Origin of the sequence: Enterobacter cloacae complex sp. ECL414 (genome assembly GCF_021869685.1) — a bacterium.
In the GTDB taxonomy this organism is placed as follows: domain Bacteria; phylum Pseudomonadota; class Gammaproteobacteria; order Enterobacterales; family Enterobacteriaceae; genus Enterobacter; species Enterobacter kobei.
The window spans coordinates 2,001,407-2,022,831 of sequence record NZ_CP091481.1 but is presented as its reverse complement, the minus strand read 5'-3'; the positions used below and the strand labels follow the sequence as shown (position 1 = coordinate 2,022,831).

General features: G+C 54.5%; 22 protein-coding genes and 2 tRNA genes. 15 read left to right on the top strand and 9 right to left on the bottom strand.

Going from position 1 to position 21,425, the window contains the following annotated elements:
• The first annotated feature begins 136 nt into the window (after positions 1 to 136).
• From eptA to rnt, 5 genes are all read left to right on the top strand, one after another.
• On the top strand, positions 137 to 1,762 hold the full coding sequence (eptA, locus tag L3068_RS09545) for a phosphoethanolamine transferase EptA (RefSeq protein ID WP_023332812.1): 1,626 nt from the start codon (positions 137 to 139) through the stop codon (positions 1,760 to 1,762).
• Between the two features lie 41 nt (positions 1,763 to 1,803).
• Positions 1,804 to 2,403: a TetR/AcrR family transcriptional regulator gene (locus tag L3068_RS09540; RefSeq protein ID WP_014883560.1), complete on the top strand. Its 600-nt coding sequence runs from the start codon at positions 1,804 to 1,806 to the stop codon at positions 2,401 to 2,403.
• Between the two features lie 53 nt (positions 2,404 to 2,456).
• Positions 2,457 to 3,554: an alkene reductase gene (locus L3068_RS09535; protein WP_014883559.1), complete on the top strand. Its 1,098-nt coding sequence runs from the start codon at positions 2,457 to 2,459 to the stop codon at positions 3,552 to 3,554.
• Positions 3,555 to 3,654: 100 nt separating this feature from the next.
• The gene (gene gloA, locus L3068_RS09530; protein WP_014883558.1) at positions 3,655 to 4,062 is read left to right on the top strand and encodes a lactoylglutathione lyase; all 408 of its coding nucleotides are present in this window, start codon (positions 3,655 to 3,657) and stop codon (positions 4,060 to 4,062) included.
• Between the two features lie 95 nt (positions 4,063 to 4,157).
• Positions 4,158 to 4,808, top strand: a complete 651-nt coding sequence (gene rnt / locus L3068_RS09525; RefSeq protein WP_023332811.1) for a ribonuclease T — start codon at positions 4,158 to 4,160, stop codon at positions 4,806 to 4,808.
• A 44-nt stretch (positions 4,809 to 4,852) separates the two neighbouring features.
• On the opposite strand, the gene grxD is transcribed toward rnt, so the two are convergent.
• Entirely contained in the window at positions 4,853 to 5,200 is a 348-nt protein-coding gene (gene grxD / locus L3068_RS09520; RefSeq protein WP_003832760.1) for a monothiol glutaredoxin 4, read from the bottom strand.
• A gap of 338 nt (positions 5,201 to 5,538) precedes the next feature.
• Here grxD and L3068_RS09515 point away from each other — a divergent pair, with 338 nt between their 5' ends.
• Both L3068_RS09515 and sodB read left to right on the top strand, forming a co-directional pair.
• On the top strand, positions 5,539 to 6,312 hold the full coding sequence (locus tag L3068_RS09515) for a C40 family peptidase (RefSeq protein ID WP_014883556.1): 774 nt from the start codon (positions 5,539 to 5,541) through the stop codon (positions 6,310 to 6,312).
• Between the two features lie 122 nt (positions 6,313 to 6,434).
• Positions 6,435 to 7,016 carry a superoxide dismutase [Fe] gene (gene sodB / locus L3068_RS09510; protein ID WP_032636815.1) on the top strand — a complete coding sequence of 194 codons (582 nt, stop codon included), beginning with the start codon at positions 6,435 to 6,437 and terminating at the stop codon, positions 7,014 to 7,016.
• Positions 7,017 to 7,055: 39 nt separating this feature from the next.
• On the opposite strand, the gene L3068_RS09505 is transcribed toward sodB, so the two are convergent.
• Positions 7,056 to 8,222, bottom strand: a complete 1,167-nt coding sequence (locus tag L3068_RS09505) for an MFS transporter (RefSeq protein WP_117581514.1) — start codon at positions 8,220 to 8,222, stop codon at positions 7,056 to 7,058.
• 163 nt (positions 8,223 to 8,385) lie between these two features.
• Entirely contained in the window at positions 8,386 to 8,475 is a 90-nt protein-coding gene (cydH, locus tag L3068_RS09500; RefSeq protein WP_014883553.1) for a cytochrome bd-I oxidase subunit CydH, read from the bottom strand.
• Positions 8,476 to 8,772: 297 nt separating this feature from the next.
• Here cydH and purR point away from each other — a divergent pair, with 297 nt between their 5' ends.
• On the top strand, positions 8,773 to 9,798 hold the full coding sequence (gene purR / locus L3068_RS09495; RefSeq protein ID WP_014883552.1) for an HTH-type transcriptional repressor PurR: 1,026 nt from the start codon (positions 8,773 to 8,775) through the stop codon (positions 9,796 to 9,798).
• Between the two features lie 17 nt (positions 9,799 to 9,815).
• Here purR and punR read toward each other — a convergent pair whose 3' ends face one another.
• On the bottom strand, positions 9,816 to 10,727 hold the full coding sequence (punR, locus tag L3068_RS09490) for a DNA-binding transcriptional activator PunR (RefSeq protein ID WP_117581516.1): 912 nt from the start codon (positions 10,725 to 10,727) through the stop codon (positions 9,816 to 9,818).
• A gap of 114 nt (positions 10,728 to 10,841) precedes the next feature.
• On the opposite strand from punR, the gene punC reads away from it, so the two are divergent.
• Entirely contained in the window at positions 10,842 to 12,041 is a 1,200-nt protein-coding gene (gene punC, locus L3068_RS09485; RefSeq protein WP_117581518.1) for a purine nucleoside transporter PunC, read from the top strand.
• 298 nt (positions 12,042 to 12,339) lie between these two features.
• The gene (cfa, locus tag L3068_RS09480; protein WP_032636821.1) at positions 12,340 to 13,488 is read left to right on the top strand and encodes a cyclopropane fatty acyl phospholipid synthase; all 1,149 of its coding nucleotides are present in this window, start codon (positions 12,340 to 12,342) and stop codon (positions 13,486 to 13,488) included.
• Positions 13,489 to 13,520: 32 nt separating this feature from the next.
• On the opposite strand, the gene L3068_RS09475 is transcribed toward cfa, so the two are convergent.
• Complete coding sequence (locus L3068_RS09475) at positions 13,521 to 14,162, bottom strand: riboflavin synthase (protein ID WP_014883548.1); 642 nt, start codon at positions 14,160 to 14,162, stop codon at positions 13,521 to 13,523.
• A gap of 224 nt (positions 14,163 to 14,386) precedes the next feature.
• On the opposite strand from L3068_RS09475, the gene mdtK reads away from it, so the two are divergent.
• The 4 genes from mdtK to L3068_RS09455 all read left to right on the top strand — a co-directional run bounded on the left by mdtK (position 14,387) and on the right by L3068_RS09455 (position 17,785).
• Complete coding sequence (gene mdtK, locus L3068_RS09470; protein ID WP_117581520.1) at positions 14,387 to 15,760, top strand: MdtK family multidrug efflux MATE transporter; 1,374 nt, start codon at positions 14,387 to 14,389, stop codon at positions 15,758 to 15,760.
• Between the two features lie 153 nt (positions 15,761 to 15,913).
• A tRNA-Val gene (locus tag L3068_RS09465) sits at positions 15,914 to 15,990 on the top strand.
• A gap of 4 nt (positions 15,991 to 15,994) precedes the next feature.
• Positions 15,995 to 16,071: transfer RNA gene (locus tag L3068_RS09460), tRNA-Val, on the top strand.
• A 118-nt stretch (positions 16,072 to 16,189) separates the two neighbouring features.
• Positions 16,190 to 17,785, top strand: a complete 1,596-nt coding sequence (locus tag L3068_RS09455) for an FAD-NAD(P)-binding protein (protein ID WP_023332806.1) — start codon at positions 16,190 to 16,192, stop codon at positions 17,783 to 17,785.
• Between the two features lie 28 nt (positions 17,786 to 17,813).
• Here the strand turns inward: L3068_RS09455 and L3068_RS09450 are convergent, their stop codons facing one another.
• Both L3068_RS09450 and L3068_RS09445 read right to left on the bottom strand, forming a co-directional pair.
• Positions 17,814 to 18,449, bottom strand: a complete 636-nt coding sequence (locus L3068_RS09450; RefSeq protein ID WP_014883545.1) for a carbonic anhydrase — start codon at positions 18,447 to 18,449, stop codon at positions 17,814 to 17,816.
• A 72-nt stretch (positions 18,450 to 18,521) separates the two neighbouring features.
• Entirely contained in the window at positions 18,522 to 19,304 is a 783-nt protein-coding gene (locus tag L3068_RS09445) for an MBL fold metallo-hydrolase (RefSeq protein WP_045269476.1), read from the bottom strand.
• A 125-nt stretch (positions 19,305 to 19,429) separates the two neighbouring features.
• Here L3068_RS09445 and L3068_RS09440 point away from each other — a divergent pair, with 125 nt between their 5' ends.
• Positions 19,430 to 19,570 carry a hypothetical protein gene (locus L3068_RS09440; protein WP_003857665.1) on the top strand — a complete coding sequence of 47 codons (141 nt, stop codon included), beginning with the start codon at positions 19,430 to 19,432 and terminating at the stop codon, positions 19,568 to 19,570.
• Positions 19,571 to 19,617: 47 nt separating this feature from the next.
• Here L3068_RS09440 and L3068_RS09435 read toward each other — a convergent pair whose 3' ends face one another.
• Together L3068_RS09435 and L3068_RS09430 are read right to left on the bottom strand one after the other, a co-directional pair.
• A complete protein-coding gene (locus L3068_RS09435; RefSeq protein WP_117581522.1) occupies positions 19,618 to 21,024 on the bottom strand; it encodes a DUF1996 domain-containing protein in 1,407 nt (468 codons plus the stop codon).
• Between the two features lie 145 nt (positions 21,025 to 21,169).
• Entirely contained in the window at positions 21,170 to 21,337 is a 168-nt protein-coding gene (locus L3068_RS09430; protein WP_014883542.1) for a hypothetical protein, read from the bottom strand.
• Between the last annotated feature and the right edge of the window lie 88 nt (positions 21,338 to 21,425).

Below are 21,425 nucleotides of genomic sequence, written 5' to 3'. Positions count from 1 at the left end.
TGACCACTCTCATCTACAGTGAAGACGCTAAACGCGTCAGGTGCAAGGGCTTTACCACAGTTTTGTGGCATTAAGGTTTCACTAATCTTCCCTCTCTATACTCAGCCCATCATCATAAGAACAGGTTTTTCGATCGATGCAGTTAATCAAAAAGTTACAATGTAACGATATTAAATTTACTCTGGGCTGTGCACTCTTTTTTACCCTGCTGAACGGGCTGTTTATCCAGCGCAGCTGGGCCATTATTGCCCCTTCTCATCTGCACGACATTCTCTTTGCCGCGTCCGTGCCGGTGGTGCTGTTTTGTGGCTGGGTAATTGTTTTTAGCCTGCTCAATATCCCGTACATCCGTAAGCCGCTGCTGATCGTTTTAACTGTCGGTTGCGCTGCGGCAACCTATTTTATGTATACCTACGGCGCGGTCATCGATCAGAACATGATCGTCAACGTGTTCGAAACCAACTCTCAGGAAGCCACCGCCCTGGTGACCCCGCAGATGATTCTGTGGATTGTTGTTGCTGGCCTCGTGCCCTCCGTGGTGCTGGCTCTCACCCGAATTCGTACCGGAAAATGGTGGTACGCGCTGCTGACGCGCGTAGCCGCGATGCTGGGCGCTCTGCTGGTGATCATCCTGATTGCCGCACTGTTTTATAAAGATTACGCGTCGCTGTTCCGCAATAACAAAAGCATCGTCAAAATGGTTACCCCGGCGAACTATGTCAGCGCCGTGGTGAAGTACAGCAAAATGCGCTGGTTTGCCGGCGATCAAACGCTGGTGCGCATTGGCGAAGATGCGCATAAAGGCTCGCTGATTGCGGGTCAGCAAAAGAAAACCGTTCTGGTGCTTGTCGTCGGCGAAGCCTCTCGCGCGGCAAACTACTCCCTGAACGGTTACGGGCGCGAAACCAACCCCGAGCTGAAAAAGCAGGACGTGATTAACTTCCCGCAGGCCTCTTCATGTGGCACCGAAACCGCGGTTTCCGTTCCCTGCATGTTCTCCGGCATGACGCGCAGCAAATACGATGCCGACCTGGCTCGGCATCAGGAAGGGCTGCTTGACGTGCTCAGGCACGCGGGCGTCAACCTGCTGTGGCGCGATAACGACGGCGGCTGTAAAGGCGCCTGCGATCGCGTGCCTCATACCGACATGACGCAGTGGAATCTGGATCAGTTCTGCAAAGACAAATCCTGTATTGACGATGTGAACTTCTACCGTCTGGACAACGTGCTGGATGGCGTGAAGCAAGATACGGTGCTGGTTATCCACCTGATGGGCAGCCACGGTCCGGCGTACTATCGCCGTTACCCGGACAATTTCCGTAAATTCACCCCAACCTGCGACACGAACGAAATTCAGGATTGCGATCATCAGGCGCTGATGAACACCTATGACAACACCATCCTGTACACCGACAGCATGGTCAGCAAAACCATTGACGCACTGAAAGCCCGTCAGGCGAACATGAACACCGCCCTGATTTATTTGTCAGACCACGGTGAATCGCTGGGTGAAAGCGGTATTTACCTGCACGGTACGCCATACATGCTGGCACCCGAGCAACAAACGCACATCCCGTTTATGTTCTGGCTATCGCCGGATTATGCAAAAAACTTTGGCATCAACGCGCAGTGCTTACGCGACTATGCGGCAAAAAATGCGGTTTCGCAGGACAATTTATTCTCAACGGTGCTGGGTATGATGGACATTAAATCAAAGGTTTATCAACAGCAGCTGGATATTCTGAATGGGTGTCGGCAGTAAACAGGCTTGCATTAGACCGAACGGTCTATTAGAGTGAGGCCATGAGCAGAAATACTGAACACGATACCCGCGAACATCTACTGGCGACTGGCGAGCGGCTTTGCATGCATCGCGGTTTCACCGGCATGGGGTTAAGCGAGCTATTAAAAACCGCTGAGGTACCGAAGGGGTCGTTTTATCACTACTTCCGGTCCAAAGAGGCGTTTGGCGTGGCGATGCTGGAGCGGCACTATGCGGGCTACCATCAGCGTCTCGCGACCCACTTCGCCACGGGTGAAGGTAACTATCGGGATCGTGTTCTTAACTACTATCAGGAAACGCTGAATCAGTTCTGTCAGCAGGGCATTATCAGCGGATGCCTGACGGTAAAACTGTCTGCCGAAGTGTGCGATCTCTCCGAAGATATGCGCACGGCGATGGATAAAGGTGCCAGCGGTGTTATCGCCCTGCTGGCCCAGGCGCTGGAAAAAGGCCGCAATGAAAAAACGCTGGCCTTTTCGGGTGAGCCTCTGACTCAGGCGCAGGTGTTATACGCGCTATGGTTAGGCGCTAACCTGCAGGCCAAGATTTCGCGCAGTGCCGTGCCGCTGGAAAGCGCGCTGGCACATGTGAAAAACACAATTACTGCGCCTGGCATTTAACAGGCGTTTTTATTTATCTTATTACTAGTCGACTGGTCTACTCAGGAGTCTTTATGTCAGCTGAAAAATTATTTACCCCCTTAAAAGTGGGTGCCGTTACCGCGCCAAACCGCGTGTTCATGGCTCCGCTTACCCGTCTGCGCAGCATTGAGCCGGGTGACATCCCCACCCCACTGATGGGTGAATACTATCGTCAGCGCGCCAGTTCCGGCCTGATCATCACCGAAGCTACGCAGATTTCTGCTCAGGCCAAAGGTTATGCGGGTGCGCCGGGGCTGCACAGCCCGGAACAGATCGCCGCATGGCAGAAAATTACCGCGGGCGTGCATGCTGAAGAGGGACGCATTGCCGTCCAGCTGTGGCACACCGGGCGTATCTCCCACAGCAGCATTCAGCCTGGCGGCCAGGCACCGGTTTCAGCCTCTGCCCTGAATGCTAACACCCGCACCTCACTGCGTGATGAAAACGGTAACGCGATCCGCGTCGATACCTCAACGCCGCGCGCCCTGGAGCTGGATGAGATCCCGGGTATCGTGAACGATTTCCGTCAGGCCGTGGCCAACGCCCGTGAAGCAGGTTTTGATTTGATTGAGCTGCACTCCGCGCACGGTTACCTGCTGCACCAGTTCCTGTCACCGTCATCTAACCAGCGTACCGACCAGTATGGCGGCAGCGTCGAGAACCGCGCCCGTCTGGTGCTGGAAGTGGTTGATGCCGTATGCCAGGAGTGGAGCCCGGATCGTATCGGCATTCGCGTCTCCCCGATCGGTTCTTTCCAGAACGTCGACAACGGCCCGAACGAAGAAGCGGATGCGCTCTATCTGATTGAAGAGCTGGCAAAACGCGGTATCGCCTATCTGCACATGTCTGAGCCAGACTGGGCCGGCGGTAAACCTTATACGGAAGCCTTCCGTCAGAAAGTGCGTGAGCGCTTCCACGGGGTGATCATCGGTGCGGGTGCCTATACGCCTGAGAAAGCGGAAGACCTGATCGGCAAAGGGCTGATCGATGCCGTTGCGTTTGGCCGCGACTATATCGCCAACCCGGACCTGGTCGCCCGCCTGCAACAGAAAGCCGCTCTGAACCCGCAGCGTCCTGAAAGCTTCTACGGCGGCGGCGCTGAAGGTTACACCGACTACCCTTCTCTCTAATCTCGCCATTGTTCATTGATAGCGGCGACACTTCGCCGCTATACTAAAACATCGTTTCTGTTCAAAAAAATATTCAAATCCATTGGTTAATGAGGAAATTATGCGCCTACTTCACACCATGCTGCGCGTTGGCGATCTGCAACGTTCTATTGATTTCTACACTAACGTACTGGGCATGAAACTGCTGCGCACCAGCGAAAACCCGGAATACAAATACTCGCTGGCGTTCGTGGGTTACGGCCCGGAAACGGATGAAGCGGTGATTGAGCTGACCTATAACTGGGGCGTGGACAGCTATGACCTGGGCAACGCCTACGGCCATATCGCGCTGGAAGTGGACAACGCAGCCGAAGCGTGCGAACGCATCCGCAGCAACGGCGGTAACGTCACCCGTGAAGCGGGTCCGGTTAAAGGCGGCACCACTGTGATTGCATTTGTGGAAGATCCGGACGGTTACAAAATCGAGCTGATTGAAGCCAAAGATGCCGGTCGTGGTCTGGGCAACTGATCCCTCAGGGCGCAATATGCGCCCGTAGTTTTACTGCATCACCCCGCAAAATTTGCCATAATGCGCTCTGCTTTTTCCCCTTGTAAGAGACCCTGATGTCCGATAACGCTCAATTTAGCGGTCTGTGCGACCGTTTTCGTGGTTTTTATCCCGTTGTCATTGATGTAGAAACAGCCGGATTTAACGCTAAAACCGATGCGCTGCTCGAAATTGCCGCCATCACGCTGAAGATGGATGAACAGGGCTGGCTTACACCAGACACCACGCTGCATTTCCACGTTGAACCTTTCGAAGGGGCAAACTTACAGCCAGAAGCGCTGGCCTTTAACGGTATCGATCCGCATAACCCACTGCGCGGTGCGGTAAGCGAATATGATGCGCTGCACGCCATTTTTAAAATGGTGCGTAAAGGCATGAAAGAGAGTAACTGCAGCCGCGCCATCATGGTGGCGCATAACGCCACCTTCGATCACACCTTTACCATGGCCGCAGCGGAGCGCGCCTCGCTCAAACGCAACCCTTTCCACCCGTTTGTGACCTTCGACACGGCAGCACTGAGCGGTCTGGCGCTGGGGCAAACGGTATTATCAAAAGCCTGTATTACGGCGGGTATTGAATTTGACGGCACACAGGCGCACTCGGCTCTGTATGACACGGAGCGCACCGCAGAGCTGTTCTGTGAGATCGTCAACCGCTGGAAGCGTCTGGGCGGCTGGCCGCTGCCGACAGGTGACAGCGAAGAATAAAAAAAGCGACCTTAACAGGTCGCTTTTTTATTTGCGCAGCAAACTTACTCTGCGTCCGGCTCTTCGGTTTTGTACTTCGCCGCGGTCTCTTTGATCAGCTGCTGCAGTTCACCGCGCTGATACATTTCAATCAGGATATCGCAGCCGCCTACCAGCTCACCGTCTACCCACAGCTGCGGGAAGGTTGGCCAGTTAGCGTATTTTGGCAGCTCAGCACGGATGTCCGGGTTCTGCAGGATATCAACGTAAGCAAAACGCTCACCACAGGCTGAGAGCGCCTGAACCGCTTGCGCGGAGAAGCCGCAGCTTGGCAGCTTCGGAGAACCTTTCATATACAGCAGAATCGGGTTTTCAGCGATCTGGCGCTGGATTTTTTCAATAGTGGTGCTCATGTCTTGCTTCCTTTAACTTCTGTTACGGCAATAGTCTGACATTGTAGCGGGTCAGGCTGGCATCGGAAAATAACATTTTCGTCACGTTTATACATTTTACCGCGACTCTACAAAAGTTGCATTGCAAATGGTGTTTAACCCTGCGGCAGTCAGGGTTTTGCTTAGGGAGTGAACAATTGTGCGACAGAACGATGAATTTTTTTGCACTTGCTAACGAAACAGGTTTTTAGATTGAAAAATGCTATTAACTTCTCGGGTTTTTATGGATTAGAATCGACGGGCTTTGTAAATCACTCGCGGGTATTATTGATGACCTGCATTTATCAGGGGACTGCCCAGTGGCGCGGATAACAAAAATCTCGATCACGCTCTGTGCTTTACTGTTTACATCACTCACTCTCACGCCAGTGGCAAACGCCTCTCAGCAGGCGCGGCATTCTGCTGTACAAAAAAGCCATCTGGTGAAAGCCACAGAACGTAAGAAAAAAACCACCACAAAGAACGAAAAGAAAAAGACGACCACCAAGACGACACAAACCGCTTCCAGCAAGACCAAAACAAAATCTTCCCGCACTGCCCACACCACCAAAAGTAAAACTTCGCTGACCGCTGCTAACCTCGTCACTGAAAAATGCATTACGCGTAAAGGCCACAAAGCGAAATGCACCAAAGTCACGAAAATCGCGGAAGTACATAAAGTCCGTGTACAGAAAGCGCAAAAAACCGCGATGAATAAACTGATGGGGCAAATTGGCAAACCTTATCGCTGGGGTGGCAGTTCGCCACGAACCGGCTTCGACTGTAGCGGCCTGGTCTATTACGCCTATAAAGATCTGGTTAAGTTCCGCATTCCGCGTACCGCTAATGAGATGTACCACCTGCGCGACGCCTCTCCGGTGAGCCGTGGTGAGCTGGAAAACGGCGATCTGGTCTTCTTCCGCACGCAAGGCCGCGGCACGGCTGACCATGTGGGTGTCTATGTCGGCAACGGGAAATTTATCCAGTCACCGCGCAGCGGCCAGGATATTCAGATCACCTCCCTGAGTGAAGACTACTGGGTACGTCACTACGTCGGCGCACGTCGCGTGATGACGCCGAAAACTATTCGCTAACCCCTGCCCTGCCGCATCCGTGGTAGGGTAAGTTCCTCTTTTGCATACCCTTTCAATTTGCTATCCTGTCCTTGTTGTCTGTGTGGTTATTGGCAACGCTAAATACAATAAGGAGAGAAGCAATGTCGTTCGAATTACCTGCACTACCGTATGCAAAAGACGCCCTGGCACCGCACATTTCTGCGGAAACCCTGGAATATCATTACGGCAAACATCACCAGACGTATGTCACCAACCTGAACAATCTGATCAAAGGCACCGATTTCGAAGGCAAAACGCTGGAAGAGATCGTCCGTAGCTCAGAGGGTGGCGTATTTAACAACGCGGCTCAGGTGTGGAACCACACCTTCTACTGGCACTGCCTGGCACCCAATGCCGGTGGTGAACCTGCCGGTGAACTGGCTTCCGCGATTAACGCCGCCTTTGGCAGCTTCGCCGATTTCAAAGCGAAGTTTACGGATGCCGCCATCAAGAACTTCGGCTCTGGCTGGACGTGGCTGGTAAAAGAAGCGGATGGCAAACTGGCAATCGTGTCCACCTCTAATGCAGGCACCCCGCTGACCACCAGCGCTACGCCGCTGATGACCGTGGACGTGTGGGAGCACGCTTACTACATTGATTACCGTAACGCGCGCCCGAACTACCTGGAGCACTTCTGGGCACTGGTCAACTGGGACTTCGTCGCGAAGAACTTCGCCGCGTAAGAGAGACGCAGAAGGGGTCCCCCTTCTGCGTTATTTTTATTATTCCGCCGTGCAAACGGCTTCTGGCTGTTTTCGGCCGGACATCATCACCAGCAGCAGGCCGAGAGCGGCAATAATCGCCCCCATCACCGGCACAAAGCTGTATCCCAGACCGCCAGAAATGACGGCGCCGCCCGCCGCAGCACCCAGGGCGTTCCCCAGGTTAAACGCACCGATATTCACCGAAGAAGAGAGTCCCGGCGCCTCGTGGGCGACACGCATCACGCGCATCTGCAGCGGCGGCACCACGGCGAAGGTGGCCGCGCCCCAGACAACCATCGCGATGGCCGCGCCAAACTCGTTACGCGCCAGCCACGGAATCGCGATCATGATGGCAATCAGCAAGGTTAAAAAGCCTTTCAACGTTCCGGTCACTGAACGGTCAGCAAATTTCCCGCCAAGGTAGTTACCCATTGAGAACCCTACGCCAATCAATACCAGCATCGCGGTAATAAAGATCGGGGTTGCATGGGTGATATCGTGCAGCACCGGTGAAATGTAGGTATAGAGCGTAAACATCGCCCCGGCCCCCAGCACGGTGGTCAGCAGTGCAGAAAGCACCTGCGGGCGCACCAGTACCGACAGCTCTTTGCGCACGTCCGGACGTTCACCCGCGCTGCCTTTCGGCAGGGAGAAGAACAAGGCCACCATCGCCACCACGCCCAGCCCGGCGGTTGCCAGGAATGACATACGCCAGCCGATCGCTTCACCCAGCCAGGTCGCAGCCGGTACGCCGCCAATGTTGGCAATCGTCAGCCCCATAAACATGGTCGCCACGGCGCTTGCCTGCTTATGTACCGGCACCACGCTTGCGGCCACGACCGAGCCCAGCCCAAAGAACGCGCCATGGTTCAGGCTGGTCAAAATGCGCGACAGCATCAGGGTGGTGTAGTCAGGTGAAATGGCAGAGAGCACGTTGCCCAGGGTGAAAATCGCCATCAGGAAAATCAGCGCATTACGGCGCGCGCGGTGTGAAAGCAGTAGCGTCATCAGCGGCGCCCCCACCATCACGCCGATGGCATAAGCGCTGATTAACATCCCGGCCGCAGGGATCGAGACATCCACGCCCCGGGCGATAACAGGCAGTAACCCCATCGGGGAGAATTCGGTGGTGCCAATCCCAAAAGCGCCAATCGCCAGGGCCAGCAGGGGAAAATTGATTTTCATGCGTCAACTCCGGATGCCGTGTCATGTCGTGACACAGAAAAAAGAAGCGGAAAGCATGACATCAATCACAAAAAATGAGAAGTTAACAAAATGGCAAAAGATTTTTGCCTGAGAAGTAACAATCCGGTAAACCGGGAGGGAGAAGATTCTCCCTCCGCGTAAATCAGTGCAGCGCAGCCGTCAGGCCAGCCGCCACAATCAGCGCCAGCACAACGATGGTGGTGAACAGCGAAAACTTCAGATCGGAACTCATCAATTTTTCTCCTTTTAATCCCCCCACGAAAAGTGAGCTTGCTCATTTTTGCACAGTTTACGTCAAAAATCTTCCCGGATTTAAGCTGATAACCACTTTACCTCTTCCCCTTTTCATCAAGATAGGACAAAATTCCACGCTAAATTTATTAGCGTACCGGCCATTGACCCCCTCCTGACGTCCCGTGTCGTTTTCCTGGCGTACCGCAATCTAAAATTGCGTGATAAGGGTGAGAGAAGGCAAACGTTTACCTTCAAGTATTTCAGGAGTTTAGGATATGGTCTGGAGTGACATTTAATGGCAACAATTAAAGACGTAGCAAAACGCGCAAACGTTTCCACTACAACCGTATCACATGTAATTAACAAAACCCGCTTTGTGGCGGAAGAGACGCGCAACGCCGTCTGGGCAGCGATCAAAGAGCTGCACTACTCGCCAAGTGCGGTTGCGCGCAGCCTCAAGGTGAATCACACCAAATCGATTGGTCTGCTGGCGACCAGCAGCGAAGCGGCCTATTTTGCTGAGATCATTGAAGCGGTAGAGAAAAACTGCTTCCAGAAAGGCTATACCCTGATTCTGGGCAACGCGTGGAATAGCATTGAAAAACAGCGAGCCTATCTCTCCATGATGGCGCAGAAGCGCGTGGATGGCCTGCTGGTGATGTGTTCCGAGTACCCGGAATCCGTACTGTCGATGCTTGAAGAGTATCGGCATATCCCGATGGTGGTGATGGACTGGGGTGAAGCCCGTGCGGATTTCACGGATTCCGTTATCGACAACGCTTTTGAAGGCGGCTATATGGCGGGCCGTTATTTGATCGAACGCGGTCATCGTGAGATTGGCGTGATCCCGGGTCCGCTTGAGCGTAACACCGGCGCAGGTCGTCTGGCTGGCTTTATGAAAGCGATGGAAGAAGCGCTGATCACCGTGCCAGAAAACTGGATCGTACAGGGTGACTTTGAGCCGGAATCAGGCTACCGCGCGATGCAGCAGATTGTCTCCCAGCAACATCGTCCTACCGCCGTTTTCTGCGGGGGCGACATCATGGCGATGGGCGCGCTCTGTGCGGCCGATGAGCTGGGTCTGCGCGTCCCGCAGGACATTTCCGTGATCGGCTATGACAACGTGCGCAACGCGCGCTTCTTTACCCCTGCGCTGACCACCATCCACCAGCCGAAAGATTCGCTGGGTGAAACGGCCTTCAACATGCTGCTCGACAGGATCGTCAACAAACGTGAAGAGTCGCAGTCCATTGAAGTCCACCCGCGCCTCATCGAACGCCGTTCCGTTGCGGATGGTCCGTTCCGCGACTACCGTCGTTAATCGCTTCACGGAGCCAGTCACACTGGCTCCCGTAACCATTCCCGGTTAAGCGTTTCGCTGTCCCCCAGATAATCCAGCAGCCAGGCCATAGCAGGTGAAACATCATTTTGTTGCCAGGTCAGGCAGCAAGCCGCATCCGGGAACGGATTCTCCAGCGTCAGTTCAACCCACTCGCCGGTGTCGATTCGCGGGCGCGCAAAATGAACGGGCACCATCGCGACGCACAGCCCTGCACTGAGGCAGGTCGCCGACGAGTCCCAGTCCGGGGCGACCACGCGACGCTGGTTATCCAGCAGCCAGGTGATACGCTTGGGCAGCGAGCGGGAGGTGTCCTCCAGCACCAGCGACGGCCAGTTACGCAGGGTATCGTCGCTTAACGGCCCCTCCATGGCCGCCAGGGGATGATCGCGTGCCACTACGCATTTCCAGCTCAGCATCCCCATATCGCGAAAGGCGTAGCGTCCCCCAACCGGAATCGCCTGCGTCGCCCCAATCGCCATTTCTACCCTGCCGTCCGACAGCGCGTCCCACACGCCGTTGAACACTTCCTGCGAAACACGCAACTCAACGTCAGAAAAATGACGATAGAAATCGACGATCATTTGCCGGGTGCGCTCCGGCTTCACGATATTATCGACCGCGATGGAAAGATGCCCCCGCCAGCCGTTAGCGATCTGCTGACACTGTTCGCGGGTGATCTGCATTTTTTTGATAACAGAACGCCCTTCTTTCAAAAACCACGCCCCGGCAGGCGTTAATTCCACATCACGATGTCGCCGTTCAAACAGCTGAACGGCCAGCCACTCTTCTAGCTGACGCACCGTATAGCTGATTGCCGACGGGACGCGGTGCAGCTCCTGCGCTGCACCGCTAAAGCTGCCGTTACGCGCGACAGCATCGACCACTTCAAGAGAATAATCTGACCACATTTTCTGCCTGCAAAAAATTTGAATGCACCCGCCAAATATTAGCGTTTCACAAGCCGCTTTGCACTCCCTACACTCTGCGCCAATGTACACCTGCCTCCTCAGGAGAAGAAAATAATGCAACCCAGGAAAGGTTTTTTAGTCTGGCTCGGCGGCTTAAGCGTGCTGGGCTTTTTAGCCACCGATATGTACCTGCCGGCTTTCGCCGCCATGCAGGAAGATCTGCAAACCCCTGCCGCCGCGATCAGCGCCAGCCTGAGTTTGTTCCTCGCCGGTTTTGCCTTCGCGCAGCTGCTGTGGGGACCGCTCTCGGATCGCTTTGGCCGCAAGCCGGTATTGTTGCTCGGTCTGGCCATTTTTGCCGTGGGCTGTCTGGGGATGCTATGGGTTCGCGACGCCACCTGGCTGCTGGTATTGCGGTTTATTCAGGCAGTCGGCGTCTGCGCCGCAGCCGTCACCTGGCAGGCGCTGGTCACCGACTACTATCCGGCGAACCGTACAAACCGAATTTTCGCGACCATTATGCCGCTGGTGGGGCTTTCCCCTGCCCTCGCCCCGCTGCTGGGTAGCTGGATCCTCGCGCATTTCGACTGGCAGGCCATCTTTGCCACGCTGTTTGCCATCACGCTGATCCTGATGCTGCCGGCGTTCGCCCTCAAGCCCGCGCATAAAAAAGAGGCGCATGCCGACGCCAGCCCAATTACCTTTGCCTCCCTGCTGAGCGCCAAAGCGTATCGCGGTAATGTGCTGATTTATGCTGCCTGCTCGGCGAGCTTCTTCGCATGGCTGACCGGTTCACCCTTTATTCTGCACGATATGGGCTATAGCCCGGCGGCCATCGGTCTGAGCTATGTTCCGCAGACCATCGCGTTCCTGGTTGGCGGGTACGGCTGTCGCGCGGCGCTGCAAAAATGGGAAGGCCAGCAGATGCTGCCGTGGTTGCTGGTGCTGTATGCGTTGAGCGTTATCGGGACCTGGGCCGTCGGCTTTATTCCCGGCGTCGGTCTGGCTGAAATTTTGATTCCATTCTGCGTAATGGCCATCGCGAACGGCGCGATATACCCTATCGTTGTGGCGCAGGCGCTTCGTCCCTTCCCGCAGGCGACAGGCCGTGCGGCCGCACTTCAGAATACGCTGCAACTAGGGCTGTGCTTCCTGGCCAGTCTGGTGGTCTCGGCGCTGATTGCCACGCCGCTCCTGACCACCACCAGCGTGATGCTGGTTACCGTTGCGCTGGCCGGCATGGGCTATCGTATGCAGGCAACCGCGCAGCGTGCGCAGGATAACCGCGCGCAGGCAGAAACGTCACATGCGTAATTACTGCAAAAATTATGTAACTTTTCGGTGATTAGGTTGCTAACAATTTTCTATTGAATCACCAAATTTTGCGGCCTATACTAAATTTGGTTCGATTAAATACGATAAATATTAAGTGTTAACGGGAGCCGGAGTGCTCCCGTTTTACCATGGAAGGCATTTCGGCAAGGGTTATCTCCCTTCCTCTGTTCTACGTCGGATACTAGCCTCGCGGTATATACCGTGAGATTTCTCACAAACCAAAAAAAGCGTCTACGCTGTTTGAAGGTTCTGATCACAGTAGGGTGATGGAGAAGCTATGAGTTCATCGTGTATAGAAGAAGTCAGCGTTCCGGACGATAACTGGTCCCGGATCGTCAGTGAACTGTTAGGTCGAGCAGGCATCACGATTAATGGATCATCGCCATCCGATCCTCAGGTTAAACATCCCGACTTTTTTAAACGCGTGTTACGAGAGGGATCGTTAGGCCTGGGAGAAAGTTATATGGATGGCTGGTGGGAATGCGAACGGCTGGATATATTTTTCACCCGCGTTTTGCGTGCTGGTCTGGAAAATCAACTCCCTCGCCATCTGAAAGACACCCTGCGCGTCGCCTCAGCCCGCCTGTTTAACCTGCAAAGTAAAAAACGCGCCTGGATCGTCGGCAAAGAGCACTACGACCTTGGCAACGACCTGTTCAGCCGTATGCTGGACCCCTTCATGCAATATTCCTGCGCCTACTGGAAAGAGGCATCGACGCTTGAAGAGGCGCAACAGGCCAAGCTGCGTCTGATTAGCGAGAAACTGCAGCTTGAGCCCGGAATGCGTGTGCTGGATATCGGCTGCGGCTGGGGTGGGCTGGCGTATTTTATGGCGAAGCACTACGGCGTCAGCGTCGTCGGCGTCACGATTTCAGCAGAACAGCAAAAGCTGGCGCGAGAACGCTGCCAGGGTCTTGATGTTGACATCCGGCTGCAGGATTACCGTGACCTGAACGAACAGTTTGATCGTATTGTCTCCGTGGGTATGTTCGAACATGTTGGCCCGAAAAACTACGACACCTATTTTGAGGTTGTGGATCGCAATTTGAAACCAGACGGCATTTTCCTGCTGCACACCATCGGGTCTAAGCGCACCGACAACAACGTCGACCCGTGGATCAACAAATACATCTTCCCGAATGGCTGTTTACCGTCCGTGCGCCAGATTGCCAACGCCAGCGAGTCCCATTTCGTGATGGAAGACTGGCATAACTTTGGCGCGGATTACGACACCACATTGATGGCATGGCATGCACGTTTTCAGGAAGCCTGGCCGGAGATTGCGGACAACTACTCTGAACGATTCAAGCGGATGTTTAGCTATTATCTGAATGCCTGCGCGGGGGCGTTTCGCGCGCGGGATATTCAGCTCTGGCAGGTTGTTTTCAGCCGAGGGATTGAGCACGGCTTGCGGGTCGCCCGCTAAAAAAAATAACCCCGGTTACCCGGGGTTATTTTTTATTCGTCTTCTGTGCTCGTTATTATTGCCGCTTCTTTTGCCGCCAGCACGCGCTCAACCGTATCCACTACCGCCTGGGTTTGCGGATCGATTTCGATATTCACGCGATGCCCGAGTTTTTTCGAACCCAGCGTGGTGCGTTGCAGCGTTTCAGGAATTAAATGCACGCAAAAACGCGTTGCCGTCACTTCTCCAACCGTCAGGCTAATCCCATCAATGCCAATAAATCCTTTATAGAGGATGTATTTCATTAATGACGGATCCTGCATTTTGAACCAGATTTGACGGTTATTTTCCGATGTCACGATTTTCGCCACTTCAGCCGTGGTCATGATGTGCCCCGACATCAGATGGCCGCCAATCTCATCACTGAACTTCGCCGCACGCTCAACGTTGACGGTATCACCTACAGCCAGCTCGCCCAGATTAGTAATACGCAGGGTCTCTTTCATTAAATCAAAGCTGATCTTGTTGCCATTAATTTCGGTGACGGTCAGACAGCAGCCGTTATGGGCAATCGAGGCGCCGGTTTCGATGCCATCAAGCATATATTCCGGCAGCTCTACAACATGCGTACGAAAATTAGGTTTTTCATCAATGGACACCACTTTGGCAGTGCCCTGCACAATACCAGTAAACATGCTTACAACTCCTGTTTTCTCCGGACGGTGGTTACACCGTTTAATCCCACCACAATAACAGTTGGAAAAAGAGGTTGCCAGCGGAGCGCATTTTCTGGCGATTTTTTCACTAGATAAATAGCTAAAGCCCGCTACAATAGCTGGCACCCCCCGCATTTTCTTCTTGCTGCCCGTTACGGCGGCTTTTTTAGTCTCTCTTATAACTACAAAATAAAGGTGTTCACGTGCAGAAGTACATGAATGAAGCGCGGCAGTTATTGGCACTGGCGATACCAGTGATCATCGCGCAAGTGGCCCAGACCGCAATGGGATTTGTGGATACCGTCATGGCAGGTGGCTATAGCGCCACTGATATGGCGGCCGTCGCCATCGGTACATCAATCTGGCTTCCGGCCATCCTGTTCGGCCATGGTCTGCTGCTCGCGCTGACGCCGGTTATTGCTCAACTTAATGGTTCGGGACGTCGCGAACGCATTGCCCATCAGGTCCGCCAGGGGTTCTGGCTGGCCGGATTTGTCTCCGTGCTGATTATGGTCGTGCTCTGGAACGCCGGTCATATCATTCGCGCGATGGATAACATTGACCCGGCACTGGCTGACAAAGCCGTGGGCTATCTGCGTGCCCTGCTCTGGGGGGCACCGGGCTACCTCTTCTTCCAGGTGGCGCGTAACCAGTGCGAAGGCCTGGCGAAAACCAAGCCCGGGATGGTGATGGGCTTTATCGGCCTGCTGGTGAATATTCCGGTGAACTATATCTTTATTTACGGTCATTTCGGGATGCCAGAGCTGGGCGGCGTCGGCTGCGGCGTGGCAACCGCCGCGGTTTATTGGGTGATGTTCTTCTGTATGCTTACCTTTGTGAAACACGCCCGCTCTATGCGCGATATTCGTAATGAGATAAGATTCAGTACGCCGGACTGGAGCATCATGACGCGCCTGATGCAGTTAGGCTTGCCGATTGCGCTGGCCCTGTTTTTTGAAGTGACGCTCTTTGCCGTCGTCGCCCTGCTGGTCTCCCCCCTGGGGATCGTTAACGTGGCCGGGCACCAGATTGCGCTCAACTTCAGCTCCCTGATGTTCGTTCTGCCGATGTCGCTGGCGGCGGCGGTGACGATTCGCGTCGGCTTCCGTCTGGGCCAGGGCTCGACGCTGGATGCGCAAACGGCCGCACGGACCGGGCTAGGCGTCGGTGTCTGCATGGCGGTCTGTACGGCGCTCTTTACCGTTGCATTACGCGAGCAAATTGCCCTGCTCTATAACGACAACCCGGAAGTGGTGGCACTTGCCTCGCATCTGATGCTGCTCGCCGCGGTGTACCAGATTTCAGACTCTATCCAGGTGATTGGCAGCGGCGTGCTTCGCGGATACAAAGATACGCGCTCCATCTTCTTTATCACCTTCATCGCCTACTGGGTACTGGGACTGCCGTGCGGCTACATCCTGGCCCTGACCGATCTGGTGGTTGACCGCATGGGACCCGCCGGGTTCTGGATGGGCTTTATCATTGGTCTGACGTCAGCCGCGATCATGATGATGATGCGCATGCGCTTCCTGCAGCGCCAGCCATCAACCGTAATTTTGCAACGCGCTGCGCGTTAAATACGCAGTAGCCGCCTGCTGGCGGCTACTTTCTCTTCACTTTGCGCGGTAATGAAGCAATCGCGTGAAATCAGAGAGAAAAATGCATTTTCCCTCTTGCCACCTTGGTGCTGTGCCGCTAATATTCGTCCCCGTTGTCACCGACAACACGTTGCGTTCATAGCTCAGTTGGTTAGAGCACCACCTTGACATGGTGGGGGTCGTTGGTTCGAGTCCAATTGAACGCACCATTCTGCGTCCGTAGCTCAGTTGGTTAGAGCACCACCTTGACATGGTGGGGGTCGGTGGTTCGAGTCCACTCGGACGCACCATTTCAGTCCTGAAATGGTGCAAATTCTCTTCAGATACCCTGATTTTTCTTAATCCCTTATTTTCATCATTATTCTCCTGCTACGCTTTTCTTATGGAAAAAATACAGGAAGCGCGTTGATGAAGAGTATCGCCATTATCGGCTCCGGCCCCACAGGGATTTACACCTTTTATCATCTGCTTAAAAACAGCACCCCGCTCTCAGTTTCTGTCTTTGAACAGGCCGATGACGCTGGCGTGGGCATGCCTTATAACGACGACGATAATTCTCGCCTGATGCTGGCGAACATTGCGAGCATTGAAATCCCGCCCATTTTTATGACCTACCTCGACTGGCTGAAGGGACAGAGCGAAGCGCACCTGGCGCGTTTTAAGGTAGATAAAACCACGCTCCACGATCGGCAGTTCCTGCCCCGGATCCTGCTGGGTGAATATTTTCGCGACAGCTTTCGAACCATCGTCAAAGAAGCTAAAAAGCAGGGGTTCGAGGTTAACATCCATGAATCCGCCGCCGTTACCGACGTCATTCCCTCCTCAACCGGCGTCACGCTTTCCGTCAATGGCAACATCTTTCCTGAACGCTTTGACCTTGCGGTTATCGCCACCGGTCACGTCTGGCCAGACGAGGACGAAGCCACGCGCACATTCTTCCCAAGCCCGTGGTCCGGTCTGATGGACGCCCGCATTCCCCCTTGCCGCGTTGGCATTATGGGAACATCGTTAAGCGGTCTGGATGCGGCGATGGCGGTGGTGATGCAGCACGGTGAGTTTCGTGACGGTAAATTCATCCTGGATAAAGGCAGTGAAGCGTTAAACATTACGCTGATGTCGCGGACAGGCATTCTGCCGGAAGCCGATTTTTACTGCCCTATCCCTTACGAACCGCTGTCCGTTTTAACCGCATCCGTGGTTGAAGGCGAGATAGCCAAAGGATCGGATGGCCTGCTTGACCGCATTTTTGCCCTGATGGTGAAAGAGCTTCAACGTGCCGACCCGGCATGGTGCGAGAAAATTTCTCTGCAACGCCACAACGCCGACAGCCTGCGTGACGCCTGGTTTGAGGATCGTCAACAGCACGGTCCGTTTAGCTGGGCGGAAGAGAACCTCAATGAAGTTGAACGGAACAAACGCGAACGGCGCACCGTCGCCTGGCGCTATACCGTCCTTCGGCTGCATGAGGTCGTTCAGGAGATTGTTCCCCATCTTAGCGATCAGGACAGAGAGCGCTTCAAAAACGGGCTGGCCCGCGTGTTTATCGACAACTATGCGGCGATCCCTCCGCAGTCTATCCGCAGACTGCTTGCGCTTCGCGAGGCTGGCATCATCAGCGTGGCGGCCCTGGGCGACGACTATACGCTGGATGTTGGCAGCGACCGCACGGTGGTGTCCACAAAAGAGACCGTTTACCGCTTTGACGTTTTCATCGATGCACGCGGGCAAAAGCCGCTCAAAACCAAAGATCTGCCTTTCCCCTCACTGCGCAGAGCGCTGGAAACGACCGGCGATGAGATACCCGATGTCGGTGAAGATTACACGCTAAATGCACCTGAAACGGTTCGCGGGCGCATCGCGTTTGGCGCGATACCGTGGCTGATGCACGATCATCCCTTTGTTCAGGGGCTGGCGGAGTGCGCAGAGATTGCAGAGGCGATGGCCAGGGCGGCTGAAAAACCGGCCACAGGTTTACGGCGTCGATTACCGTACGTAGAGAACTGACAGGGCTTCCATGCCCTGCAACGCGATATTACTCGAAGAAGACGTCCGGGTTTTCAGACAGCGAGACAAAGGTTTTCGTCGCTTTATCCAGGGCACGAATTTCGCCGCTTTCAATGTCATAGACCCAGCCGTGCAGGCGAAGGGAGTTGTTACGCAGCCCCACCGCGACGGACGGGTGAGTCTTAATGTTGCTCAGTTGCGCAAACACGTTCTCCTGCACCATCGCATTCACTTTATCGAGCGGCTTATCCCAGGTTTTCTTCTCAACCACGGCTTTGGCCGCATCGGAATAGCGCAGCCAATGTGAAACAGCAGGCATCGGCTCCAGGTTCGCGTTATCGGCAATCGCCTTCATCGCGCCACAGTTAGAGTGGCCGCAGATGACGATATCCGTCACGCCCAGCGCCACAACCGCGTATTCGATAGTGGCGGAGACACCGCCAGGCTCAGGCCCGAACGGCGGCACAATATTACCAGCATTACGAATGACAAAGAGTTGTCCCGGCTCTTGCTGAGTAACCAGTTCCGGGACCAGACGGCTGTCGGAGCATGAGATGAACAGCGCTTTGGGATTCTGGCTGGACGCTAAACTGCGAAAGAGCTCTTTACGTTGCGGGAAAATCTCTTTTTGAAAGCTGAGAAAACCTTCAATGATATGTTGCATAGCAATTTCTCTTTTATCTGTTTTAGTTTAGGTATGATCGCGATCACACTCGTAAAGTTTACCCATCGCGCTTCACTTCAGACAAGCAATATATTTCTGGCCCGACCGCTGTACGATAGCGTCGGCATTCGCCGGAATGTTCTGCCCTTCGAACGCGCCGTAAAGACGGGCGAAAGATTTGCCCACCAGGCGCCGGGTGACCTCCTCAACCTTGCGGGCAGGCAACGGAAGCATATTCGGGTAGCTCCACATAAACGACACCGCATCCTTCCCGGGGGTGACCTGCAGAATATCCCCCGCCAGCAAAACGCCCTCGCCTTCCTGCCAGTGCAGCACAGTGCCGCCTGCGAAATGGCCGCCGAGACGCAGCAAAGTAACCGATGGCACGATCTCCAGCGCATCGCCCTCCCAGTAAACAATCGCCGGACTGGCGCGCATCACCCACTCGCGATCGCTGGCGTGCAGATAGACCGGCGCATCAAACGCCGCGGCCCACTCCTGCATGGTGGTGTAATAGTGCGGATGGGAAATCGCAATGGCGCGGAGGCCGCCGAGCGCGGTGATGATAGCGTGGGTGGCCGGGTCAAGGTTGGCGATGCAGTCCCACAAAATATTGCCGTGTGGGGTACGCAGCAGCAACGCGCGCTGGTTAATCGCAAAAGACGGTACCGTTTTGATGCTGTACAACTGCGGCTCCAGCTGCTGCCATTTATTCGCGTGCGTGGCCGTTACCGTCTCATACTCGATCCACGCCTGGCCGCTGGCCGGGACATACTGACGTTCATCCTCGCAAATCGGGCATCTTTCCGGCTGTGCATCGTAGGAGGTACCGCAGGTTTTACAGAGTGTAATCATGAGCGCTCCTCAGTGATAAAGCACTGAGTATGGCAGGGATTATCCTTATGTGCTGCGTGGTACATTGCTGGCTTTTTTTGCCCTATACTGTGCCCGTATCAATAACTGAACATAGCAGGTGCAACATGGAAATTGATCTCGATAACCTGGTTTTTAACGGACTGGATGAAGCGGAAGAACGCAACGCGGAACGTCTGGATGACGCGGACAAAAAAGCCCAGGCGATTGTCGCCGACGACGACTGCGGTGATGCCTGCAAGATCTGATAAAAAGCACCGGTCAGCCGGTGCTTTTTTTGGCACTCAACGGAGAGCTACAGTTCAGGCGTCTTTTTAAACCCCGTCAGCATCAGTACAAGGCTTTGCGCCGACGAAGCCGGTTCAAACTGGTAATGGTTTCCCTGGCGGTCGCCGCCGATATACCACGAGATTTCGGTTTTCCCTTCCGCCAGCGCCTTGCGCACGGCTTTGTCGACATCCACCATTCTGTACTCGCGCGAGTGGTTGAGATACAGCACAGCATCGGATCGATAGCTGCAGGCCGGGCGGTCAGCCCAGCTCACCGTCGCAGGATCCCAGTCGTTGCTGGCCGGATAGAAGAAGATCTGATCGGCGCCGTCAGTTTCTACCTTACCGCCGTATATGCGAACGCGATATTTAAACAGAGAAGGATCCTGTCCCGCTGGCAGCGTCGGGATCGTAAACTTCACCAGTGAGAGGGTTTCACTGTTTTGCGTTCGGCCTCCGTTCTGCCAGTTATCCTGCACCAGCAAAGCCTGCGGCTGAGGCTGGGAGAGCCCCGGCTCAAGGCTGCTTAGCCAGACGTTTGCCTGCGCTTTTGAATAGGCATATGGCACGGTCGTGCCACAGTCCAGCCCGCGATTCATACACAGTTCGGTCATAAAGCGCGCCCCCTCTTCCGTCCAGCCATTCATGAAATCAGCATGCGCAGTGTAGAGACTTCCCCAGCGTTCTTCGCGTTCGTTACCATGCATAATGGGGTCAAGAGAAAGCTGTGCTTTGCTGGTATCAAGGGATGAAATTGTCGGAAGCACATACGCGATGTTCATGTTCACGGTGGGAATTTTCACCGGAAACGCGGTAGGGCATTGCCCTTTCGTATCGTATGTCGCATTAGCAACGCCGTGAGCGGGCTTGAGGTTCACGCCATCCCAGCAGTTGGGAAACTGAATACCGATATTAAACTGCACGGCGTCTCCCGCCTTGCGTAGCCCGCACACTTCGCCTGTTTTTGTCGTGTAACCTTTGCCGTTAGCACATAAGAACGTGATATGCGGATTAGGCTCTGAACCATGGTGATCCCCCGCCAGCAGTGACAGCCCCGCCGGGAAAGGCTGCAGCGGCCAGGTCTCCACATTCGAGGCCTGATAATAGGTTTTTTGATACGCGGGTTTTACGATAGTGCCATCAGGCAGCCGCAGCGAAGGTGCCCAGTATGCCGAGCTATCCGCTTTGTTATCGCAGGTTGTTTCTTCCAGCGTGCGCAGGGTTTCCCTGGTCGAGCTGGCATCGGTGTGCGTGTTGCCGAAGAAGTCATGCAGCATGGCCTCGTTGGGCCTGCCAAACATCATAATGGCATCATCGCCAAGGGTATGGGAGTAGCCGCAGACAACATGAGCCTGTGGCGCAGCGTGTGCCGCATGCATGGCGAGAAGTAGCGCAGGGGCTGAAAGAGCCGTGGTTAACGTGGTCCGTTTCATCATTATCTCCATTAATGAAAGGACCTATAGGTAACAAACAACGGGTTAATTAACCGAATGATTCACCGCGTACTTTTCTCCTCATTGTGGCTTTACACCCGTAACGCACAGCTCATTCCAGTACATTTCGCGCGTGCGGCGCAGTTCAGCGTGACGTTTTATCATGGAACCACTCCGGGTCTATGTTAGCAACGTCCACGCCGTACAGGCTGGCGGCAGGCAGTATTGACTCAAGAACACGTTGCGCGCTGTTCTCCGCATTCACAGGTCGGGTGGCAAAAAACCGCCGTAACGTGCTGATCCATTTTTTCATCGTCTTGCCCCTCTTGCTTCACCTGCGTTCAGTAAAACACCCATTAACAATGGAGGGGAAATAACAATAACGACTGTTGATATGCGGG

What these genes read in the sequence shown, in the direction of transcription:
- eptA (WP_023332812.1), top strand. Translation starts at nt 137, where the DNA reads ATGCAGTTAATCAAAAAGTTACAATGTAACGATATTAAATTTACTCTG.
- L3068_RS09540 (WP_014883560.1), top strand. Translation starts at nt 1,804, where the DNA reads ATGAGCAGAAATACTGAACACGATACCCGCGAACATCTACTGGCGACT.
- L3068_RS09535 (WP_014883559.1), top strand. Translation starts at nt 2,457, where the DNA reads ATGTCAGCTGAAAAATTATTTACCCCCTTAAAAGTGGGTGCCGTTACC.
- gloA (WP_014883558.1), top strand. Translation starts at nt 3,655, where the DNA reads ATGCGCCTACTTCACACCATGCTGCGCGTTGGCGATCTGCAACGTTCT.
- rnt (WP_023332811.1), top strand. Translation starts at nt 4,158, where the DNA reads ATGTCCGATAACGCTCAATTTAGCGGTCTGTGCGACCGTTTTCGTGGT.
- grxD (WP_003832760.1), bottom strand. Translation starts at nt 5,200, where the DNA reads ATGAGCACCACTATTGAAAAAATCCAGCGCCAGATCGCTGAAAACCCG.
- sodB (WP_032636815.1), top strand. Translation starts at nt 6,435, where the DNA reads ATGTCGTTCGAATTACCTGCACTACCGTATGCAAAAGACGCCCTGGCA.
- L3068_RS09505 (WP_117581514.1), bottom strand. Translation starts at nt 8,222, where the DNA reads ATGAAAATCAATTTTCCCCTGCTGGCCCTGGCGATTGGCGCTTTTGGG.
- cydH (WP_014883553.1), bottom strand. Translation starts at nt 8,475, where the DNA reads ATGAGTTCCGATCTGAAGTTTTCGCTGTTCACCACCATCGTTGTGCTG.
- purR (WP_014883552.1), top strand. Translation starts at nt 8,773, where the DNA reads ATGGCAACAATTAAAGACGTAGCAAAACGCGCAAACGTTTCCACTACA.
- punR (WP_117581516.1), bottom strand. Translation starts at nt 10,727, where the DNA reads ATGTGGTCAGATTATTCTCTTGAAGTGGTCGATGCTGTCGCGCGTAAC.
- punC (WP_117581518.1), top strand. Translation starts at nt 10,842, where the DNA reads ATGCAACCCAGGAAAGGTTTTTTAGTCTGGCTCGGCGGCTTAAGCGTG.
- cfa (WP_032636821.1), top strand. Translation starts at nt 12,340, where the DNA reads ATGAGTTCATCGTGTATAGAAGAAGTCAGCGTTCCGGACGATAACTGG.
- L3068_RS09475 (WP_014883548.1), bottom strand. Translation starts at nt 14,162, where the DNA reads ATGTTTACTGGTATTGTGCAGGGCACTGCCAAAGTGGTGTCCATTGAT.
- L3068_RS09455 (WP_023332806.1), top strand. Translation starts at nt 16,190, where the DNA reads ATGAAGAGTATCGCCATTATCGGCTCCGGCCCCACAGGGATTTACACC.
- L3068_RS09450 (WP_014883545.1), bottom strand. Translation starts at nt 18,449, where the DNA reads ATGCAACATATCATTGAAGGTTTTCTCAGCTTTCAAAAAGAGATTTTC.
- L3068_RS09445 (WP_045269476.1), bottom strand. Translation starts at nt 19,304, where the DNA reads ATGATTACACTCTGTAAAACCTGCGGTACCTCCTACGATGCACAGCCG.
- L3068_RS09440 (WP_003857665.1), top strand. Translation starts at nt 19,430, where the DNA reads ATGGAAATTGATCTCGATAACCTGGTTTTTAACGGACTGGATGAAGCG.
- L3068_RS09435 (WP_117581522.1), bottom strand. Translation starts at nt 21,024, where the DNA reads ATGAAACGGACCACGTTAACCACGGCTCTTTCAGCCCCTGCGCTACTT.
- L3068_RS09430 (WP_014883542.1), bottom strand. Translation starts at nt 21,337, where the DNA reads ATGAAAAAATGGATCAGCACGTTACGGCGGTTTTTTGCCACCCGACCT.